This window comes from Ferdinandcohnia sp. FSL W7-1320 (assembly GCF_038050315.1).
Taxonomy (GTDB): Bacteria; Bacillota; Bacilli; order Bacillales; family Bacillaceae_L; genus Ferdinandcohnia; species Ferdinandcohnia aciditolerans.
In genome coordinates, this window is record NZ_JBBPAM010000001.1 from 2291434 (window position 1) to 2310755 (window position 19322).

A 19322-nucleotide genomic window follows, 5' to 3' on the forward strand; every position below is an offset into this window, starting at 1 on the left:
CTCATATTTGTATTAAAAATAATGAACCTCTACCATCGATTGACCGTCGGACTGGGAGGAGGGACCTGTCCCTGCGACCCTATTCCACGATAGTGATGATGGGTGGTTTGTGTAGGTATTGGAAGAAGTTTGCACCGTCTTGTTCGGCTAGTTTTGCTTCTGGGCTGTTAAAGGCTTCCATTAATTTTTCCATGTTTTCAAATTCTAGTATGGTAACCAGATAGAGATTTAAATCACTCCCTTGTGAATTCATTACACGATGCACGGAATCTTTAATGATATTTGGTATTTTCCTGCCTAATGGAACATGAACATCAAAATAATGTTTATCAAATTTCTCTTTATCCTTTGGTTCCTCATACATAATGATCATCTTTGCCACAATTCATCACTCCTCCATTCTAGTAGACTATATTCATTTTTACATTCTTATATACCATACGACCTAAAGTGATTAATTACAGTATCCAACACAATCATTTGTAGGCATTTCATTGGATAATAGGAAAATAGTTGAGTAGGAGTCGGATATGTATATATAAGTTTGTACTGGATAATCTAATAAAAAATAAAAAAGGAAAAAATGTATGTTTTTACTTTTTATTTCGATTCTCACCTTTAATTATGCTGCCTATAAAAAAAATAAAATTCCGTTGCACCGAAGTATTAGTATATGGTCATTTACAATTGCCTTTCAGGTTACCTTTGATGTGATTATTGAATTTAAGTACAAAGGGTACTGGTATTTTGATAAAGGTGTAGATTGGTTAGGAGTTCTTCCTCATATTGTATTAATTCCTCCAATAAACATATTGCTTCTAAGTTGGTTTCCATTTAACTCTAATCTTTTCAAAAAGGTTATTTATATAACTTGTTGGACAATAGGTGTTCTCATTTACGAAGGACTTACACTACTTCCGGAACCTTGGGGATATTTCCATCTTGGATGGTGGAAGTTGTGGTATGATTCCATTGTTGTTCCTATACTAATCTTTGTTTTATTGGGATATTATAAGTTAATTTGTAAATTAGAAAATGTATCGGTTAAATAATAGATTACAATGGAAAACTGAATGTATTTAGTGATGTAGGATATTATTTATAGCGTTTAGAAAAAACACTGGACTAATGGTTAAAATCAATCATCCAGTGTTTTTTTTATATGTAGGATGTATACATACGACTAGTAATTTATGGGGAAGTTAGTGTTTAGTATAACTTTTTTGGAGGTTACTTATGGAGGGAAAGGGAAGTCAGATCAGGCTAACAGCAGGTGAAATTGCTCAAATATGGATTCAGTATTTAAATGATAGCGCAAGCGTGTGTGTTCTATCGCATTTTTTAGAAAAAGCAGAAGATGATGAAATTAAGCCTCTTATTAAATTTGCTCTAGAGTTATCTCAAGCACATATTCAAAAAATCACCGCCATTTTAACGGAAGAAAAAAATGCTGTACCATATGGTTTTAGTATAAAAGAGGATGTGGACTTAACTGCTCCTAGACTTTATTCAGATAGTTTTGTACTTAATTTTATAAACCAAATGTCAAAGGTTGGACTTACATCCTATGCCGGTAGTTTGGCAGCATCTGTAAGAGATGACATTAAAACCTACTATATGGATTGCTTAAGTGAAACGATGCAATTATATAAAAGGTCAACTGATCTATTATTGTCAAAAGGATTGATGGTCAGGCCTCCAAGCTTGCCTAATTTGGAGAAGGTTGAATTTGTGAAAAAGCAATGGTTTATGTTAGATGTGGTTGGCGAGAAAAGACCATTAACCGCTGCTGAAGTAGCCAATTTATTCTCGAATCTTCAAAGAAACGCTTTGGGAGTTGCAACACTTACTGGATTTAGTCAAGTTGCAGAAAATAAGGACGTCAAACAATTCTTTCTAAAAGGATTAGAAATTGGGAATAAACATATTAAATTATTTAGAAGTAAGTTAGAGGAAAGTAAGCTTCCTGCACCAATGGGATGGGATTCAGAAATAACAAATAGTACTGCACATACATTTTCTGATAAATTAATGATGTTTTTAACATCCGGATTAATTACTTTGAGTGTAGGCTATTACGGTACAGCTATAAGTCAAAGCCCTAGAGGTGATCTTAGCACCATGTATAACAGGCTTTCCTTAGAAGTTCAATTATATGCTGAGGATGGAGCTAATATCATGATTAAAAATGGATGGTTAGAACAGCCCCCAATGGCTTCAGATAGAGATGAATTAATAAGAAGAAAGAAATAATGATAAAAACATTTAAAGTCCCAAGAGGCATAAGGACATTTTTTATATCATTGAATTAGTTGGTCCATGTGTTAACTATGAAAGCATAGGTGAAAAATACAAAATCACTTCATTTATCAAAAAAGAATAAGTCATAGAGCAATTACATGAGAGAAAGTGTGTGACATTACGGAAAAAACAGTTGAAAGGGAGAAATTAAGTGGATTATCTATCTCGTGAAAAAATAATAAACGAATTACAGCAATCCTTCCAACCATATTTAGATAAGTATGAAATTGAAAATATAGGTATTTTCGAAGAAGAAGGACAAGATAATCGCTACTATCTTGGATATACAACTCGAAAAGCTGGTAAAACCTATCATGTTCACCTGCCTTTTCAAAAAAATAATGAGGGTGAGTTAGCTCCAGTAGATAATAAGTGGACGGTAGAATCAGACAATCCACAAGAATCAGATCTTAAAGAATTTAACAATCTTGATCATGTATTCAGTGAACTTTATTAACGAAAACTGATTTCTCAATCTAGAAAATTTGAGAATAATAAAGTGACTCTAGGATTAGCTGATTCGTAAATATTCCAGCTAAGCAAGCGTTTCTTCAAAATTGAAGGACGCTTTTTTTCAAGATGTGGTCCATATTTAAAACTAATAAGCCTTCAAAGGTAAAGGCTCTTTTCTAAAAGATTGTCGCTTTCTGATAATAAAGGCAAAACTAGTTGATTGGAGAGTAAGGTGGCGACTCCTCGAAAATGTATTCACATTTTCTTCGTGCGTGGGTTATTTCAATGAAGCAAATTCAATGTCCAGCGGGAAAAGCGTGAGACTTGAGACCCCGCAGGAGCGGCAGCGACTTTTCCAGTTTCAGCGGCTAGAAACTCGAGAAATTTCAACTCCTCCTTCAGAGGCAAATTACGCCTCTTTGTCGGAGTGGCCAAATTTTCTCGTTTCTGTGCAAGCCGCCTCCACATTTCGTTGAGGAGGCTCAAGCCACGCCCGCGGAAAGCGTCCACCTGAAGCGGAAGTCAACGATATAAAAAACAACAAAGTTTGCGAAAACAACCAAGGTAAAAGACTAAAAAGGAGAAAAAAGGAACCAGCATGGTTCCTTTAAAATTTAATGATTATTTGGGTTTTTAAGTTGAGATTTACTTCCACGTTTGGAGTTATATTCAGTTCCTTTATTATTGTCTCCGCTAGCCATATCTTGACCAAATTCTGTGTCTAAATTCCCACCGTTTCTCGGTGAATTTTGATTTTGACTACCTTTATTAACACGCTTTGTCATCATTTACACCTCCATTTCAAATGCATTATTATCATGCCAAGCTTTTTATTTTTCATGTAATAATCGGTAAGATCTCATTAAATTAAGCCTCTGCAAAAAATGCTCAGACTTTTGAGGGTTTCTCATTTCCTAAATAACGTTCAAACCTAAAGTGAAATACAACTACTTCCTAAACTCCTTTTGTAAGTTTTTTGGTGATACATTATATTCCTTTTTAAAAAGTCGATAAAAGCTAGAGTAGTCTTGAAAACCGCATTTGGTAGCAATTTCTTCGATTGAGAGCTCATTTTGTTTAATTAAGGCAACAGCGGTAGCAAGTCGTTTCAATAATACATAACGATAAAACGGTACTTTCATGTTTTCTTTAAAATAATGGGAAAAATAATACTTGTTTAAATGAAAATGACTTGAGACGTTGTCTAAATTCAGTTCTGTATCCGTCAAATGTTCCTCTATGTATTTAATTATGGAGGTTATACGTTGATCCTCACCACCGTCTAAACTATTCGTAGGCTTACTACTAGCTGGATTTAAGATAATTTCCATCGCTCGGAATATTAAATAATGTGATGCAAATGAATAAGATTCACGATTGTGTTTTATACGATCACTAATCTCTTGGAAAAGCGAGAGTATTTCCTTCAAACTTTTGGTGTGGAAATGGACAACATAAGAACCCTGCGTTTTATGATGGATAATGCTATCACTCATGAAAGGAGAAACCGATAAGAAATCAGCCAATAATGATTTGCTGATGGTCGATACAATTCTTTCATAGTTGTCGAAATCACTTACTTCTGCTTTATGCACAGCGTAAGGGGGAATGATGACAACATCCCCTTTGGTTAGTGAATAAGTTTGTCCTTCACAAAAAAATTTACATTCACCACCTAAGAAAACAAGAATCTCCATGGAGTCATGACTATGCAAGCGGAATAAAGGTTCTATTTCAGAATAATTCTCTAATGACTTATCAGGCTTTCTCCCCCAATCATGGGATTTATATTTTTTACTCCAATAATAAACCTCAAAATTCTCATTCAATACTGGCATAAATGTCGATTCTCTCATAATTTGCTCCTTTTATAACAGCAAGATATACAATATTATCAGCAAAATAACCAATTTATTTCATATAATTCCTTGATATTATATCACTATAATCTAAGAAACAAGAAGTCTTAGAGGAAATGAAAGCCTTATCTAAGCACAAAATTTTTGTAAATGAAAGCCCTGTCTTTGGAGATTTTAATAGGGGTATTTGACATCTTATGAAGTTAGTCTGAATCTACGTCTTTTTTTCCTCTATGATGAATTTTAAATCAAAGTACTACCCAGTAATGAAATCACACTAGGAGGACATAACCTTGAAAAACAATGATACTACTGCAGAGAGTAAGGAAACAGTTGTGAATAAACTATTAGGGGCAATAAGTGGAAGTTTTGCACCCATTTTAGGTGTGCTAGCCGGTTCGGGTTTAATCTCGGCTTTATTGTCTATTTTAAAGTCATTAGGTTGGGTTTCCGCTGAAAGCGGTACCTACGCAATTCTTTCTGCTGCTGGACATGCTGTTTTTTACTTTTTTCCTATATTCCTCGGATTTACAATGGCAAACAAACTCGGGGCGAATGGATTTGTGGGAGCAGCAATTGGGGCAGCATTATTGGAACCCAATTATGTGAGTTTAGTCACTTCACAGGCACAGGATGTTTCATTTTTAGGGATTCCGGTTTTATTGGCCAGTTATTCTTCAACCGTGTTTCCCATTTTAATCGCTGCATCGATATATGCGTTTTTAGATAAGCTTTTGAAAGAAGTGATTTATAAAGACTTACAGATGTTTATCAATCCGATGATTTCTTTACTGATTATCGTACCATTAACGATCCTTATTTTTGGTCCATTTGGGACATATGTTGGTCAGGGCTTAGCATTCATTATTCAATTTTTAAGTGGTCAAAGTGGATTAGTTACAGGAGCTGTGTTAGGAGCAGCATGGTCTTTCCTTACGATATTGGGGCTTCATTGGGCAGTGATTCCAATTGCCATTGCTAATCTTGGTGCATCAGGTCTTGATCCAATTATCGCGATGGCAGCAGCGGCACCATTTGCCCAAATCGGTATGGGGCTTGGCGTATTCTTTAAAACGAAAGATAAAAAATTGAAAACACTTGCTGGGTCAGGGCTTTTGCCAAGTGCTTTAGCAGGGACAACAGAAATTATCACATATGGCATTCTCGTCCGTTATAAACGAACCATGTTATACGTTGGGATAGCTGGGGCAGTTGGTGGGGCAATCAACGGAGCACTAGGCGTATCTGCAACGGCATTTGCACTCCCAAGTTTTTTATCCATTCCTGTATTTTCGCCAATCGGGATTTTCACAATAGGTGTGTTCGCTTCCTTATTGATCGCAATGATGCTAACTCTTGTATTTGGTTATGAAGGCAAGCATGACTTAGCAGTTGCTGAAAAGACAAATAAAGTATTTGGACTAAGCGATGTAAAAAAAGAAATCATTGCAAGTCCATTAACAGGTAGAATCGTTCCATTAAATCAATTAGCGGATCCACTTTTTTCAACAGAAGTTGTAGGAAAAGGGATTGCCATTGAACCAACAAAAGGGGCAATCATTTCTCCAGTGGATGGAGTTGTAACCACATTATTCGCAAGCAAACATGCGATTGGAATTACATCGAATGATGGGGCTGAGATCTTAATCTATATTGGTGTAAATACGGTCCAGCTGAAAGGCAAGTATTTTACTTCCCATGTAAAGCAGTGGGATGAAGTGAAAAAAGGAGACATACTTATTGAATTTGACATCGAACAGATCAAAGCAGCTGGATATGATTTGAAAACACCTATCGTGATTACCAACACACAGGAGTATGTAGAAGTGAAACCAATCAAAACGGGGAATGTTGAGGCAAATGATGATGCTGTTATGAAACTAGATGCATAGCAAAAAAATCGATTGACCCCTATGAGGAGGAATTTACATGCAAAAACAACCTGAATTACAAGTTAGAACGAAGAAACTAATTGAACATGAGGGTTTGAAATTTAAAGATTTAAATAATAATGGCAAGCTTGATCCATATGAAGATTGGCGTTTAACCCCTAAAGAGCGTGCGGAAAATCTTGTTTCGTTGATGAACATCGATGAAAAAATCGGTATGATGCTGATCAATTCTAGGAAAATGGGACTTGCCCAGGAGGATAAAAGCAAGACTAGTCATGATGGCGTTCTAGATGAAAGTATTATCGAAAGAGGAGAAACGATTTTCGCTACGAGCAAGGTATACGGAACGACTCATACGATCGAAAACAGACATCTAAGACATTTCATTTTAAGAGATAACTTCAGTCCAGCAGAAATGGCAGAATGGGTTAACTCGATGAATGAAGTAGCAGAAGGAACACGCTTAGGGATTCCTGTACTTGTTGCATCGAACTCAAGAAATGAGAATGGTGAAGCCGTCTTCGGTATGAATGATGCGATTGGTATCTTTTCTACATGGCCCGGAACATTAGGATTGGCAGCAGCCGCAAAGGGCGATATTGAAAATGGTGGAGATGCTTCCCTTATTAGTGAATTTGCGAGTATAGCCCGAAAAGAATGGAATGCCACTGGCTTAAGAAAAGGCTATATGTATATGGCAGATGTGGTGACCGATCCGAGATGGCAACGTACGTATGGAACGTTTGGAGAAGATCCAGAGTTTATTGCTGATGTAATTGGGCGTATCCTTGACGAGTTCCAAGGAGAAACGTTAGGAAAAGATAGTATAGCAATGACAACTAAGCATTTCCCTGGCGGGGGAGCGAGAGAAAATGGCTTTGACCCTCACTATGAGGAAGGGAAATGGAATCTATACCCAACTCCGGGCAGTTTAGAAAAATACCATCTTCCGCCATTTAGAGCAGCAGCAGAACATGGAACATCATCCATTATGCCGTATTACTCGATTCCGAGTATAAAGAAGAGTGTGGTTCAGGAGTTTGAAGGGGAGGAAATCCCATTCGAAGAAGTTGGATTTACGTTTAATCGTTATTTCATTGACCATATCCTTCGTGGAAAGCTTGGATTTAAGGGCTATGTGAATAGTGATAGTGGAATTATTAATAACATGAGTTGGGGAATGGAAAAGAGCAGTGAAGGAGAGCGCTTTGCTAAAGCGATCAATGCAGGTACCGATTTGATTGCTGATACGAACGATATTGAAAATCTGAAATTAGCGATTAGTAAGGGTTGGATCAGTGAAAAACGAATCAATGAGTCAAATGAACGTCTCTTAACAGAAATGTTTGCTTTAGGTCTATTTGATGACCGCACATACAATGACCCAGCAATTGCAACTAAGGTTGTCAGCACAAAAGCACATTGGGATACTGCATACGAAGCGCATAAAAAATCAGTAACCGTACTGAAAAATTCTAACGAAACCTTGCCACTCACAACGGACAAGCTGGAAGGTAAAAAAGTGTATATTGAAGTGTTCCATAAAGAGCAAGAAAGAGCAACTTCTTATACCGAAAAAGCGAGAAAAGAAGCGAATGATTTTGGACTATTTACGCTAACAAACAGCTATGAAGAAGCTGACACAGCCATTCTGTTCTTACAACCAAAATCCGGTTCCTATTTTAATGCAACACCTGGCTTACTAGAGCTTGAGATATGTGAGGATAAAGTAAACTCTGCGATTGATGGTACATTATATCAGGAAACTACTTTAAGTGGATTAGACCATCTAAAAGAAGTAGTTGACAGTGTGCATCGCCGCGGCGGTAAAGTAGTGATGAGCGTAAATATTATTCTTCCTTGGATTTTAGGAAATGTAGAACCAATGGCAGACGCACTAGTTGCTGGATACGATACATTCTACAATGCACAACTTGAAGTGATTGCAGGCAATCATAAGCCATCTGGTATCTTACCATTAACGTTACCGGCAAGTGAGGAAGTCATTGCTGTTTACCAAAATGGCGAATGTGTTTCCCCTAATGACGTACCAGGATATGACAAAGACAAATACATGCCAGCCGGAATGACTTACGCATATAAAGACAGTGACGGTAATGTTTACAAGCTAGGGCATGGGTTGAAGTATTAATTTTTAGATTGAACATCACAGGTGAGATGGAAGCCTGTGATTTTTTTTGTTGAGTGGATTAGAGTGATGGTTACAATGAAAACGTGAAAAGCACAGTTACTGGTTAGTGTTGATTTTTCAAAGTACGAGGAATAGCCTGGAGTATCAACAATCTCCTGAAAACAGGAAAGTGTAGATGTTCCAAAGCGCCTGGAGTACTATCAACCTCCTAATATCAAGAAAGTGGTGTAATTCCAAAGCATCTGGAGTACCCCCAACCAACTAATAACAGCCAAGTGATGTTATTCCAAAGCGCGTGCAATATCCCCGACCTTCCAAGAATCAGACAAGTGATATAAATCAGTATAAACTCCTTACTTCAATGCAGGAAGTAAGGAGTTTTTATTGAATATGTAAAATTAGGATAATCTGGAATTTAACCAGGGATAGGAGAGATTACAATGTCGTTTACGATGGTTAGGAAGGAATTTAAGCTTGTTGGATTAAAAGGTTGTGGGGAGTTTATTAACTTTGGAAACGAAGTACCTTTACTTGCAAAAAAACTATTAAATCGCTCAAACGAAATTCAAAATCTAACGGAGACAGAAATTGCTTTATTTGAGCCTAAAAAGGACGAGGATCATAAGATTGGCCATTATTATGTAGGATTAATAGTACGTGAGAAATCAGATGAAATACCAACAGGAATGGAATATATTGAGACAAATAATCGGTACATAACCACACGGGGGAATATCACAAAATTGGGAGAACTGCATTTGAATTTATTGAATTGGGCAGCAGAACAAGGTTATCAAAGAGACAGCCATTCTTATATAATCGAGACTTATCACCCTATGGGTGAAGGTGAAGAAGAAGTACAGATTTATTTACCAATCAACGATTAAAAGTACAAATCAAGGATCTACTAATTTTATAAGGTATAGATAAAAAAAGAAATTTATACGGAGGTAACAATGAGATTGGAAAACTTCGATGGTTTTATGATAAAAATGGCTACAAATGACGATAGTAGTGAGATTATTAAAATGTTAAAACAGGTAGCTCAGTGGATGAAAGATAATGAAATAAACCAATGGAGGTATCTATTAGATGGTGGTGATGATGAAGAGATTATACAAGCTATTCATAATCAAGAAACATACATTGTATTGAAAGATAAGGAAATTGTGGCTACCTTCACATTATTAGCTAAACAAAGTGAATGGGATAGACATATTTGGGGAAGTGATCATTCTTCAGAATCTCTTTATCTACATAGAATTGCAGTTATTCCAGAATATATGAAGAAAGGTGTAGGTAAAAGTATATTGACTTGGATACAAGACAATGCAATTGATAAAGAACACCTTAAGTTAGATTGTGTTGCAGAAAATAGTAGACTTAATTACTTTTACAAGAACAATGGTTTTGAACTAATTGGTATTACCGATGGACATAGTAAATATCAAAAGAAAATAAATCAGTACTAAATGACTTAACTACTGGAGGAGGGAATAGTGAAAAAATGAATAGCTGTATAGGACTTTCAGGAAGTGTCATTATGACAGAAACGGATAAATTCCCTCAATTATTTAAAAATAAGAATATTAGTCATATTGAAATTGGTGAGTTTCCGAGCGAAGAGTCTTTACATCATTTCTTAGAACTCTTACATAAGAATAATGTTACATTTGGGCTTCATTCTCCTTTGTATAGAAATCAAAGTAAATATGATTTGCTGGAAAAAGTACATTATGAACCGGAAAATGCCTGGGAACAGTTTGAATCCGAAGTTAAATATATGTCCCAATTAGGAGCTGAATATATATTAGTTCACTTTCCTTATTTTAAAGAAGAAAAAGACCTAGATACGACTGAGATTATTGAAAATGGATTAAAAAGATTACATTTCCTGCAGGAAAAGTATTCTATAACGATCGTATGCGAACCAAAACTAGGTTTTAATCGGTCTGCGTTTGGGATAAAAGCTCTTGATCATTTTCCAATTGAGGTTTGGGAAAAGTATGGAATCAAACTTTGCATAGATATTGGGGATTACTTATTAGCCACTGGTGATAAGGTGTTAGATTATATAGGGAAGTGGAAAAAGCATATAAAGGTCGTTCATTTACATAATGTAGAGTTTCATTATCATAAATACATATGGGTACCCGTTCATCCATCTCATGAAATAGACAATACACATTTTAAAGTAAGTGATTTAATTTATAAGCTGTCAAAAAGCTCGGGTGTGTATTTTATATTTGAACATACGCCCCATTCAAATCCAACAGAAGCATTTGTTAATGAGGGAATAAGCTGGGTGAAGGAAATAATTCGAGGCTAAACCTAAGTGAACTTAATTCCATCTCTTGCGACATTCACTGCTGTTTTGCGTGATCCAGACGAGCAGAGACTGGAAGAGCAAGCACTTGCAAACTATCTTAAAGAGCTAGCAGCATCTAAAGGAGTTTCTAGTACAACAGAACGACTAGTACGTGTTCAGCCAGTCACTTTCGATGAAACAATCGTTACACTCATAGAAAAAGCTACGAAAGGTCGTGGACTCCAATCAAAACGAATGACATCTGGAGCGGGACCTGATGCTCAAATGATGGCAGTGTGTACCCTACTGCAATGTTTTTCGTTTCAAGTATCGATGGGATTAGTCACAATCCAAAGAATTTACACAAGATACAGACTTGGCAGCGGGAGCCAATGTATTACTTGATGTAGTTAGTAAACTAGCAGGCACCACGTTGAAAGGAGATTAAAAATGACTAATGTAACAGATAGCAAATCCGAAATTCAATATTTAGTAAATGATAATACAAGAAAAACAGATTCAGAGAAAGCATCTGCAACATTTATGAGTCGGGAAGTCATTGAAAAGGTACGAAATTTTCATAAGAGCTTTCCAGAATATCAAGTAACTCCGCTTCACAGCTTAGATGGGTTGTCTAAACAATTTGGAGTACGTCATATTTGGGTTAAAGATGAATCTTACCGATTTGGATTGAATGCTTTTAAAGTATTAGGTGGTTCCTATGCGGTTGGTAACTATCTAGCAGAACAATTAAACATAGATATCTCAGAGCTATCTTTTGAACAATTAAGAAGTAAAAAAGTAAAAGAAAAATTGGGTGATATTACTTTTGTAACAGCAACAGATGGAAATCATGGTAGAGGAATTGCATGGGCTGCAAACCAGCTAGGTCAAAAATCTGTTGTATATATGCCAAAAGGTTCTTCGGAAATCAGGCTCACTAATATTCGCAAAGAAGGAGCAGATGCTTTTATTACAGATTTAAACTATGATGATACGGTCAGATTGGCAAACCAACAGGCTAAAGAAAATGGCTGGGTCTTGGTACAGGATACAGCCTGGGATGGATATGAAGAAATTCCTGCGTGGATTATGCAAGGCTATTTAACAATCATAGATGAAGCAATGGAGCAGATTGCTGAAGCTTATGCTGATCGACCAACACATGTATTTTTACAAGCTGGTGTAGGTTCTTTTGCAGGTAGCATGCTCGGATATCTCGTAGAGAAATTTGGAGATGAGCGCCCTATGACAGTTATCCTGGAGCCAGATAAAGCGGATTGTTTATACCAATCGATGAGAGTGGGAGACGGGAAGCCTCATGCCGTAACAGGTGCATTGGATACGATTATGGCGGGTTTAGCATGTGGAGAACCAAGTAAAACGTCTTGGGGTATTTTAAAAGATTATGCAGAAGTGTTTGTTTCTTGCCCAGACTATGCCGCATCACGAGGAATGCGAATTCTTGCAACCCCACTAGGTAATGACCCACGTATTGTATCGGGTGAATCCGGTGCAGCAGTGGGTATAGGATTCGTTAGTTTAGTAGTACAAAATAGTAGGCTCATTGATATGAAAAATGCATTGAATCTAAATCAAGATTCAAAAATTTTAATTATCAGCACGGAAGGTGACACGGATCCCGATCATTATCGAAAAGTAGTATGGGATGGGGCATATCCATCTTTCTAATTATTTTTGAAAAGGAGTGCGGTTACGTTGAAAAGCGAAGATTTTGAAAAACAGCTTATTGAGTGGAGGCACTATCTTCATTCTCATCCTGAAAGTGCATTTGAAGAAAAAAACACGTCTGATTTTCTTGCTAAAGTCCTAACAGAAATGGGATTAGAGGTTCACAGGAATATTGGAGGTACTGGGATCGTTGCTAATCTTACAGTTGGTGCTGGGAAAGGAATCATTGGGATTCGATCAGATATAGATGCGATTAATCTAACAGAGGTAGGACAACATCCATACTCCTCTAAAAATCCAGGCAAAATGCATGCGTGTGGTCATGATGGACATATGGCAACAGTTTTGGGTGCTGCCAAGCTATTAACGGAGCGCAAAAATTTCAATGGGACCGTTCGATTTATTTTTCAACCCGCAGAAGAAACGGGTAAAGGTGCTTTTGCCATGATGAAAGATGGATTATTCGATCGTTTTCCAGTAGATGAGATCTATGGCATGCACAATATGCCAGGAATGCCAGCTGGTTCCATCTCAACTCGAGCTGGAGGAATAATGGCAAGCGAAGATAACTTTGTGATCCGTATTAAAGGTCAAGGCTCACATGCATCAAGTCCTCATATGGGGAAAGATCCAATCGTGATTGCATCTGAAATTGTTCTTGCTTTGCAAACCATTATTTCTCGTAATATGAATCCAAATGTTCCAGCGGTCATTTCGTGTACTGAATTCATCACAGATGGAATTCGCAATGCGATTCCAACAAATGTTGTGATTAAAGGGGATACGAGAAGTTATACGCCAGAGGTTCAAAAGTTACTTGAGGAACGAATGCGAACGATCAGTGAAGGAATTTGCAAACTAAATGGAGCGGAGTGTCAATTTGAATATACGCATGAATTCGCACCAACCGTTAACTGGGAAAAATGTGTTGAGATTGCGGTACAAGCAGCCAAAAATGTAGTTGATGAAAAGAATGTGGATGGAAATTGTCAACCGTGGATGGTTTCTGAAGACTTCGGTGCATTTTTAGAAAAGATTCCTGGGTGTTTTGTATTTATAGGGAATGGTGATGATGCCGATGGAGTCGGCAATATTCCACTTCATAATTCACGCTATGACTTTAATGATAAGATCTTATCGATTGGAGCCGAATATTTTGCAGAATTAGTTAAGGTCCGTTTACCAAAGGATTCCTCTGTTTTAGATGCAAGGTATAACCAAAATGTATAAGCACAAATGAAAGAATGATTCTTAAAAAACATATCATCGAATCGATTTATGGCCGATAATCCAAAAATATGGCTGATAAACCAAAAATACGGCTAATAAATAATATTCATGGCCGATAATTCAAATTTATGGCCGATAACTAAAATTTGGTTGCAACTTTGTCCACACAAGTAGGAGAGGCAAAACCAATTTGTCTATACCCCATAGCCGAAGTCTAGGTTTTAGCGCACAACCTGTTTAGAATTGGACTGCAAGACTCTTTTTGTAAGTTTAATTTCCCATTAATCCATTGTTGTTAACGGGATTTTATTATGCCTATTGGAAGTGGTAGGATTATTCAAGAAGAATTAATTCACCAGTATGTTGAAACTAACTGATAAAAGAAATAGGTTATGGAAGGGAGCAATTTTATTATGATGATAAAGGGTTTCGGGGGAATCTTTTGGAGAACTAAAAATGTAGATGCAATCAAAAAGTGGTACAGTGAGGTCTTGAATTTAGATTTTGAAGGTTGGAATGGGACAATAATTAAACCGGAACCAGGTAATGAAACGATTTTTTCTTTCTTTACTGAAGATGACGCTTACTTTCCACTAGAACAGCAAGTAATGTTAAATTTCCAAGTCGATAATTTAGACGAGGCGATTAAGCATCTTAATCAAATGGGTGTACCACTTGAAAAGGAAAAAGAGACGAGTGATTATGGTGCGTTTATTTGGATTAAAGATCCTGAAGGCAGACTGATTGAGCTTTGGGAAAAATAAAGGGTTGATTGAACAAACGGAGGGTTAAAACCTCAAGTAATGATTTTATGGTTATTGAAAAATCTGCACATTATCCGCAATTCGAAGAGGAGACTGTTTTGGCAGATTGGCTCATTCAAACTTGGAGACGCTTAGAGAAATAGTAAACAAAATAAAAGTCGAAAGGAAGATGGCTATGGTTTATATCGCTCTTCTTCGTGGAATTAATGTGGGTGGAAACAATAAAATTGATATGAAGTTGCTTAAACAAACCTTCGAACAAGTCGGGATGAAGGATGTAGTAACCTACATCAATACTGGTAATATTATTTTTTCATCTAATGACTCATCCAAAACAATTCTATCACGTATTTTGGAAGAAGCAATCCATGATGATTTTGGATTACGTATAAAGGTAGTAGTTCGAAGTATCGATGATGTCAGAGGAATCATTCATGCAATCCCTGACACATGGAAAAATGACAAAGACATGAAAAGTGATGTTATGTTTTTATGGGATGAAATTGATGATGAAACTGTCCTTGAGAATTTGGTGATTAAACCAACGATTGACACGGTGAAATATGTCCCCGGTGCGATTCTATGGTCTATTGAAAAGAAAAATGCAAACAAAAGTGGAATGTCAAAGATCATTGGAACAAAGATATACAAGCAAATAACAGTAAGAAATGTCAACACAACTCGTAAGATATATGAACTCATGGAAGCCCAAAACCTGTAGGATACCGATGAAATTTTTATAATAGATTACGATCTAACGGGCGATTTGTAAGAATAATATTGTAACATTCTATTATAAATAGGTAAACGCAAATGGTAGAAAAACAAGGGATGATCATATTGAAAATAATGGAAACGAAGCGATTGTACTTAAGAGAACTGGTCTTAAAAGATATTGATGAGTTATCGAAGGTTCTTACTGACCCAGAATCTATGAAATACTATCCAGAGCCTTTTAGCTTAGAAAAGGTGGAAAAGTGGATTCAATGGAATATGGATAACTATGAAAAGTATAACCATGGATTATGGGCCGTAATTTTAAAAGATGGAGAAAAGTTTATTGGAGATTGTGGAATCACCATGCAAAAAATTGACAACGAAACGGTTCCAGAGATTGGATTTCATATTATTAAGGACTATTGGAATAAAGGGTATGCAACAGAAGCCGCACTTGCATGCAAGGATTATGCATTTAGGGTTTTACATTATCCCAAGGTTTTTTCGTATACCACAGTTAAAAATATACCCTCACAAAAGGTAGCTGAGAAAATTGGGATGAAGGAATATAAGGTATTTGAAAAAAATGGCGAAAAACAGATTGCGCAAGTCGCCTATACTCCAGATGATCCGATAAATGTCTAATAAAATTCTATTAAAAAACCAGGGGAGAGTGTTAATATTAAATATGATTTGTGAGGATATACATAAATAAAAAGGGGATTGATAGATGAATATTTTTGTTCTGTTACCCGTAATAATTTCTATGATAGGTTTATATTTTATTACAATAGGATTGTGGGAATTAAGAGAGGGTGTAGATAGAAAGAAATATGTTACATATATGTTTACTGGTTTAGTGCTACTATTGATTGTTGCAACATTATTTCCTTCTGTCTTGATGATGTTTTTTAGCTAACAAAAACTTATATCATTCCGAAGGCTAGAATATGACGCAATATAGATTAGTTAAAATAAATGTGAAAGAGCAACTATTTAGAAGTTGCTCTTTTAATAAAAGGTACTTTTTGTATTAAATCTCATAGTTTCCTTAAATCTTCATTTAATTTCCGCGCTTGGTTTTTGAAGTAAAGGTAAAATGCAATCCAGAAAATTGTATAGACGACAATGGCAATTAAGACTGCTAGTAAGATATTTTCAATAGTAAATGGGATCCATCCGATTGTGAGAGCTAAGATGAGGTATAGGATCGTGACGGTTAAGAAATGAAGAATGGTCTGTTGGAAAAGCTTCAAATACCTATTTTCAAAGTACATGGAACTCACTGTAAATAACCACCCACAGAGTACAGAACCTACTGAGTTTTTAAGAAATAACGTTCCATCTATCGTTTCGTTTCCTCCAAAAAGGATAAAAAGATCGGTGGTTAATACCGCTATAAATCCTCCGAAGAAAATACCGATGAAACTACGGATTATAAAAGTTTTCATACTACTTCCTCCTATTCAATTGTAGAACTTCCTTAATCGTGGGGACATAGGTGCGAGACACATATTCTTTCTTTCCTGATTTGAAGTAAACACAGAGTGTACCGTTGAACGATGCTTCAAAACGACTCAATTGATTCAGATTAGCGATTACCGATTTTGATATGCGGATAAACTTTTTAGTAGGTAGCATGGCCTCGAGTTCATATAATTTTTCTTTTAATATAAAAGAATCTGCTTGTGTGACAGCGATAACATTTTCATTTACAGTATGAAAATAGTGAACGTCATCCGGTTTGAGAATATGCTGCATGTCTCCCTTTTTTCCTACAAGAAATTGTTGCTCCCTTCCAGAGATGAAATCAATCAGTTCCTGAATATTTTCATCTAACTCTGGCCCTTCAATGGTAATTCTTGTTTCTTCAAATGCTTTATCAATATTTAGAATAAGTTTCAAATTTCAGACACCTCTTTTCACTTAAAGTATATTCGATTCAGCTCTTGATGTCTGTCAATATATGTTTTATTACCTCCTCCCTGTGACTTTCTTAACTAATTGTATGTTGAATTTCCTTTCCAGTCTGTAAAATTACAGTAAGTGGAAGGAAATGAAGGGTAACTTGTGGAAATTAGTTGGTGACATACATTCAGAAGGATTAACGATATTTGTAGAATTACAATGACTGTTCCTCTGGTGCCCGATTCTAGGATAGGGAAAAGAGGAACGCAAGCGTATGAATCGTACCCGATTCTGGGAAGATGCAGGTAAAAGGGAAACGCAAGCGTTCGAATCGTGCCCGATTCTGGGGAGATGCAGGTAAAAGGGGAACGCAAGCGTACTTAATCGTACCCGACTCCCGGAAAAGGCAGGTGAAAGGGAACGCTAGAAATAGAATTATGACGGATGTTATGCCCAAAAAGGAGGCATTAAACAATGAAAATCGGACTAATAGGTGATAGTTTAACAGAAGGTCGTCCAGGTGTGTCTTTTGTGAATAGTTTAAAAGAAAACTATCCAAGTATTTCTTTTGATAATCTTGGTAAACCAGGGGAAACAGTTAAAAGTTTGCATACACGTCTAACCAAATTAAATTTAGATACAAATTATGATCTTATTTTCCTTTGGATTGGAGTCAATGATGTTTATTCTAAATTGTTGAAGTTCCAAGCACAGCCTGTTGAAAAAGATCCTGAGGAATTTAGAGAGTATTACAGTAAAGTATTAGACATGGTTATTTCATTTTCAAAACGCGTAATTACGGTTTCGCCAGCTTTAGTGGGTGAAACTTCACAAAATGATAAAGAAATAAAAAGTTTAACCTCCATCATCCAATCCCTCTCAAGAGATCGTTCAAATGTAAATTTCTTAGATTTTCATTCCGTATTCTCGAAACACCTTTCTAATGTTACTAGTTCAGATTACCTCAGTATCAACGTTATGAGAGTGATGATGGATGTTCTCTTTTATAAAAATCCAACTAGCATCGACCGGTTATCAAAAAAACGAGGACTTCACCTAACGTTAGACGGCGTTCATTTAAATAGTACGGGTTCATCCCTCGTTGCGGCCCAATATTCAAACATGATAGATCAACATTTATTCAACGACCATAAATCCATTCAGTAATCTTTATACTTATTGAATAGGAAGTATTATTTGTAAGGCATAAATTTCCAAAAGGAGAAGATGTTTGATGGAATCGACTGATAAATTCACTGATAAAGCTGAGATATATGCGAGATATCGTCCCAGCTACCCACGTGAGTATATTGAATATTTAGTCTCTGAAGCTGGCTTGAATGAGGAAAGTATAATTGCAGATATTGGATCGGGAACTGGAATATTAAGCAGGCAGTTACTCGGAAGGGGATACACGGTAATCGGAGTGGAACCCAATGATGACATGAGAAAAGTGGCGGAACAAATGGTAGAGCCTACTTCCCGTTTTACTTCGGTTAAAGCCACGGCTGAAAACACAACTTTAGATGAGAAGAGTGTAGATTTAGTGACGGTCGCACAGGCTTTTCACTGGTTTCAGTTTGAGCAGTTCAGATTGGAGTGTCAGCGGATTTTGAAAGAGGGCGCTAAAGTGGCCCTTGTTTGGAATAGCCGGGATGGGTCAAGTGATATAAACAAGGAATGCGCTGATGTTTGTAAAAAGTATTGTCCGAATTTTAATGGATTTAGTGGTGGTACGGAAGAAGCTCCGATTCCTTTTCATCAATTTTTTAAAGATGGTAATTATGATCTTAACTACTTTCACAATGACTTACACATTACTTTAGATGGGTTTCTGGGTAGGTACTTATCTGCTTCCTATTCTCCAAAGAGGTCTGACAAGGAGTATGATCCTTTCATTACGGCATTAACGAAACTATTTGAAAAACATAGCAAAAACGGTACCATCATTATGCCGAACATAACAAGGAGCTATTTGGGGCATGTGTAATCATTAATCATATAGGAAAGTGGAACCTAAGTAAGAATTTAAGAGCAGAAAGGATG

22 protein-coding genes are annotated in these 19322 nt (G+C 36.5%); 17 read left to right on the forward strand and 5 right to left on the reverse strand.

The features are described 5' to 3' along the window. Window positions 1-79: 79 nt before the first annotated feature. Window positions 80-373: an EthD family reductase gene (locus tag NST91_RS11550; protein ID WP_246006479.1), complete on the reverse strand. Its 294-nt coding sequence runs from the start codon at window positions 371-373 to the stop codon at window positions 80-82. A gap of 214 nt (window positions 374-587) precedes the next feature. Between NST91_RS11550 and NST91_RS11555 the strand changes: the two genes are divergently transcribed. From NST91_RS11555 to NST91_RS11565, 3 genes are all read left to right on the forward strand, one after another. Continuing rightward, entirely contained in the window at window positions 588-1052 is a 465-nt protein-coding gene (locus NST91_RS11555) for a hypothetical protein (protein ID WP_341331245.1), read from the forward strand. A 184-nt stretch (window positions 1053-1236) separates the two neighbouring features. Further along, window positions 1237-2253 carry a DUF3231 family protein gene (locus tag NST91_RS11560; protein WP_341331246.1) on the forward strand — a complete coding sequence of 339 codons (1017 nt, stop codon included), beginning with the start codon at window positions 1237-1239 and terminating at the stop codon, window positions 2251-2253. A 199-nt stretch (window positions 2254-2452) separates the two neighbouring features. Beyond that, the gene (locus NST91_RS11565) at window positions 2453-2758 is read left to right on the forward strand and encodes a DUF5634 family protein (protein ID WP_341331247.1); all 306 of its coding nucleotides are present in this window, start codon (window positions 2453-2455) and stop codon (window positions 2756-2758) included. 610 nt (window positions 2759-3368) lie between these two features. Here NST91_RS11565 and NST91_RS11570 read toward each other — a convergent pair. After that, complete coding sequence (locus NST91_RS11570; RefSeq protein WP_341331248.1) at window positions 3369-3539, reverse strand: hypothetical protein; 171 nt, start codon at window positions 3537-3539, stop codon at window positions 3369-3371. Window positions 3540-3701: 162 nt separating this feature from the next. Next, window positions 3702-4610 (reverse strand): helix-turn-helix domain-containing protein, encoded by a 909-nt coding sequence (locus NST91_RS11575; RefSeq protein ID WP_341331249.1) that lies wholly within the window; start codon window positions 4608-4610, stop codon window positions 3702-3704. A gap of 296 nt (window positions 4611-4906) precedes the next feature. On the opposite strand from NST91_RS11575, the gene NST91_RS11580 reads away from it, so the two are divergent. From NST91_RS11580 to NST91_RS11635, 12 genes are all read left to right on the forward strand, one after another. After that, entirely contained in the window at window positions 4907-6505 is a 1599-nt protein-coding gene (locus tag NST91_RS11580) for a glucose PTS transporter subunit IIA (protein ID WP_341331250.1), read from the forward strand. A gap of 37 nt (window positions 6506-6542) precedes the next feature. Continuing rightward, window positions 6543-8657: a glycoside hydrolase family 3 protein gene (locus tag NST91_RS11585; RefSeq protein WP_341331251.1), complete on the forward strand. Its 2115-nt coding sequence runs from the start codon at window positions 6543-6545 to the stop codon at window positions 8655-8657. A 440-nt stretch (window positions 8658-9097) separates the two neighbouring features. Beyond that, complete coding sequence (locus NST91_RS11590) at window positions 9098-9544, forward strand: GyrI-like domain-containing protein (RefSeq protein WP_341331252.1); 447 nt, start codon at window positions 9098-9100, stop codon at window positions 9542-9544. A 69-nt stretch (window positions 9545-9613) separates the two neighbouring features. Further along, window positions 9614-10129 (forward strand): GNAT family N-acetyltransferase, encoded by a 516-nt coding sequence (locus tag NST91_RS11595; protein ID WP_341331253.1) that lies wholly within the window; start codon window positions 9614-9616, stop codon window positions 10127-10129. 35 nt (window positions 10130-10164) lie between these two features. Beyond that, the gene (locus tag NST91_RS11600; protein ID WP_341331254.1) at window positions 10165-10986 is read left to right on the forward strand and encodes a sugar phosphate isomerase/epimerase family protein; all 822 of its coding nucleotides are present in this window, start codon (window positions 10165-10167) and stop codon (window positions 10984-10986) included. A gap of 6 nt (window positions 10987-10992) precedes the next feature. Continuing rightward, the gene (locus NST91_RS11605; RefSeq protein ID WP_341331255.1) at window positions 10993-11370 is read left to right on the forward strand and encodes a hypothetical protein; all 378 of its coding nucleotides are present in this window, start codon (window positions 10993-10995) and stop codon (window positions 11368-11370) included. Between the two features lie 45 nt (window positions 11371-11415). After that, on the forward strand, window positions 11416-12657 hold the full coding sequence (gene dpaL / locus NST91_RS11610) for a diaminopropionate ammonia-lyase (RefSeq protein WP_341331256.1): 1242 nt from the start codon (window positions 11416-11418) through the stop codon (window positions 12655-12657). A 27-nt stretch (window positions 12658-12684) separates the two neighbouring features. Beyond that, complete coding sequence (locus NST91_RS11615) at window positions 12685-13887, forward strand: M20 aminoacylase family protein (protein WP_341331257.1); 1203 nt, start codon at window positions 12685-12687, stop codon at window positions 13885-13887. Window positions 13888-14303: 416 nt separating this feature from the next. Further along, on the forward strand, window positions 14304-14651 hold the full coding sequence (locus tag NST91_RS11620) for a VOC family protein (protein WP_341333531.1): 348 nt from the start codon (window positions 14304-14306) through the stop codon (window positions 14649-14651). Window positions 14652-14826: 175 nt separating this feature from the next. Further along, window positions 14827-15372 (forward strand): DUF1697 domain-containing protein, encoded by a 546-nt coding sequence (locus NST91_RS11625; protein ID WP_341331258.1) that lies wholly within the window; start codon window positions 14827-14829, stop codon window positions 15370-15372. A gap of 119 nt (window positions 15373-15491) precedes the next feature. Beyond that, a complete protein-coding gene (locus NST91_RS11630; RefSeq protein ID WP_440272504.1) occupies window positions 15492-16013 on the forward strand; it encodes a GNAT family N-acetyltransferase in 522 nt (173 codons plus the stop codon). Between the two features lie 85 nt (window positions 16014-16098). After that, a complete protein-coding gene (locus NST91_RS11635) occupies window positions 16099-16287 on the forward strand; it encodes a hypothetical protein (protein WP_341331260.1) in 189 nt (62 codons plus the stop codon). Between the two features lie 121 nt (window positions 16288-16408). On the opposite strand, the gene NST91_RS11640 is transcribed toward NST91_RS11635, so the two are convergent. Both NST91_RS11640 and NST91_RS11645 read right to left on the reverse strand, forming a co-directional pair. Next, window positions 16409-16819 carry a DUF3021 domain-containing protein gene (locus tag NST91_RS11640; protein ID WP_341331261.1) on the reverse strand — a complete coding sequence of 137 codons (411 nt, stop codon included), beginning with the start codon at window positions 16817-16819 and terminating at the stop codon, window positions 16409-16411. Window position 16820: 1 nt separating this feature from the next. After that, the gene (locus NST91_RS11645; RefSeq protein ID WP_341331262.1) at window positions 16821-17273 is read right to left on the reverse strand and encodes a LytTR family DNA-binding domain-containing protein; all 453 of its coding nucleotides are present in this window, start codon (window positions 17271-17273) and stop codon (window positions 16821-16823) included. A gap of 477 nt (window positions 17274-17750) precedes the next feature. Between NST91_RS11645 and NST91_RS11650 the strand changes: the two genes are divergently transcribed. Together NST91_RS11650 and NST91_RS11655 are read left to right on the forward strand one after the other, a co-directional pair. Next, complete coding sequence (locus tag NST91_RS11650; protein ID WP_341331263.1) at window positions 17751-18443, forward strand: SGNH/GDSL hydrolase family protein; 693 nt, start codon at window positions 17751-17753, stop codon at window positions 18441-18443. 67 nt (window positions 18444-18510) lie between these two features. Further along, complete coding sequence (locus NST91_RS11655; protein ID WP_341331264.1) at window positions 18511-19266, forward strand: class I SAM-dependent methyltransferase; 756 nt, start codon at window positions 18511-18513, stop codon at window positions 19264-19266. Window positions 19267-19322: the final 56 nt, after the last annotated feature.

What these genes read in the sequence shown, in the direction of transcription:
- NST91_RS11550 (WP_246006479.1), bottom strand. Translation starts at nt 373, where the DNA reads ATGATCATTATGTATGAGGAACCAAAGGATAAAGAGAAATTTGATAAA.
- NST91_RS11555 (WP_341331245.1), top strand. Translation starts at nt 588, where the DNA reads ATGTTTTTACTTTTTATTTCGATTCTCACCTTTAATTATGCTGCCTAT.
- NST91_RS11560 (WP_341331246.1), top strand. Translation starts at nt 1,237, where the DNA reads ATGGAGGGAAAGGGAAGTCAGATCAGGCTAACAGCAGGTGAAATTGCT.
- NST91_RS11570 (WP_341331248.1), bottom strand. Translation starts at nt 3,539, where the DNA reads ATGACAAAGCGTGTTAATAAAGGTAGTCAAAATCAAAATTCACCGAGA.
- NST91_RS11575 (WP_341331249.1), bottom strand. Translation starts at nt 4,610, where the DNA reads ATGAGAGAATCGACATTTATGCCAGTATTGAATGAGAATTTTGAGGTT.
- NST91_RS11585 (WP_341331251.1), top strand. Translation starts at nt 6,543, where the DNA reads ATGCAAAAACAACCTGAATTACAAGTTAGAACGAAGAAACTAATTGAA.
- NST91_RS11590 (WP_341331252.1), top strand. Translation starts at nt 9,098, where the DNA reads ATGTCGTTTACGATGGTTAGGAAGGAATTTAAGCTTGTTGGATTAAAA.
- NST91_RS11595 (WP_341331253.1), top strand. Translation starts at nt 9,614, where the DNA reads ATGAGATTGGAAAACTTCGATGGTTTTATGATAAAAATGGCTACAAAT.
- NST91_RS11600 (WP_341331254.1), top strand. Translation starts at nt 10,165, where the DNA reads ATGAATAGCTGTATAGGACTTTCAGGAAGTGTCATTATGACAGAAACG.
- dpaL (WP_341331256.1), top strand. Translation starts at nt 11,416, where the DNA reads ATGACTAATGTAACAGATAGCAAATCCGAAATTCAATATTTAGTAAAT.
- NST91_RS11620 (WP_341333531.1), top strand. Translation starts at nt 14,304, where the DNA reads ATGATAAAGGGTTTCGGGGGAATCTTTTGGAGAACTAAAAATGTAGAT.
- NST91_RS11625 (WP_341331258.1), top strand. Translation starts at nt 14,827, where the DNA reads ATGGTTTATATCGCTCTTCTTCGTGGAATTAATGTGGGTGGAAACAAT.
- NST91_RS11635 (WP_341331260.1), top strand. Translation starts at nt 16,099, where the DNA reads ATGAATATTTTTGTTCTGTTACCCGTAATAATTTCTATGATAGGTTTA.
- NST91_RS11640 (WP_341331261.1), bottom strand. Translation starts at nt 16,819, where the DNA reads ATGAAAACTTTTATAATCCGTAGTTTCATCGGTATTTTCTTCGGAGGA.
- NST91_RS11650 (WP_341331263.1), top strand. Translation starts at nt 17,751, where the DNA reads ATGAAAATCGGACTAATAGGTGATAGTTTAACAGAAGGTCGTCCAGGT.
- NST91_RS11655 (WP_341331264.1), top strand. Translation starts at nt 18,511, where the DNA reads ATGGAATCGACTGATAAATTCACTGATAAAGCTGAGATATATGCGAGA.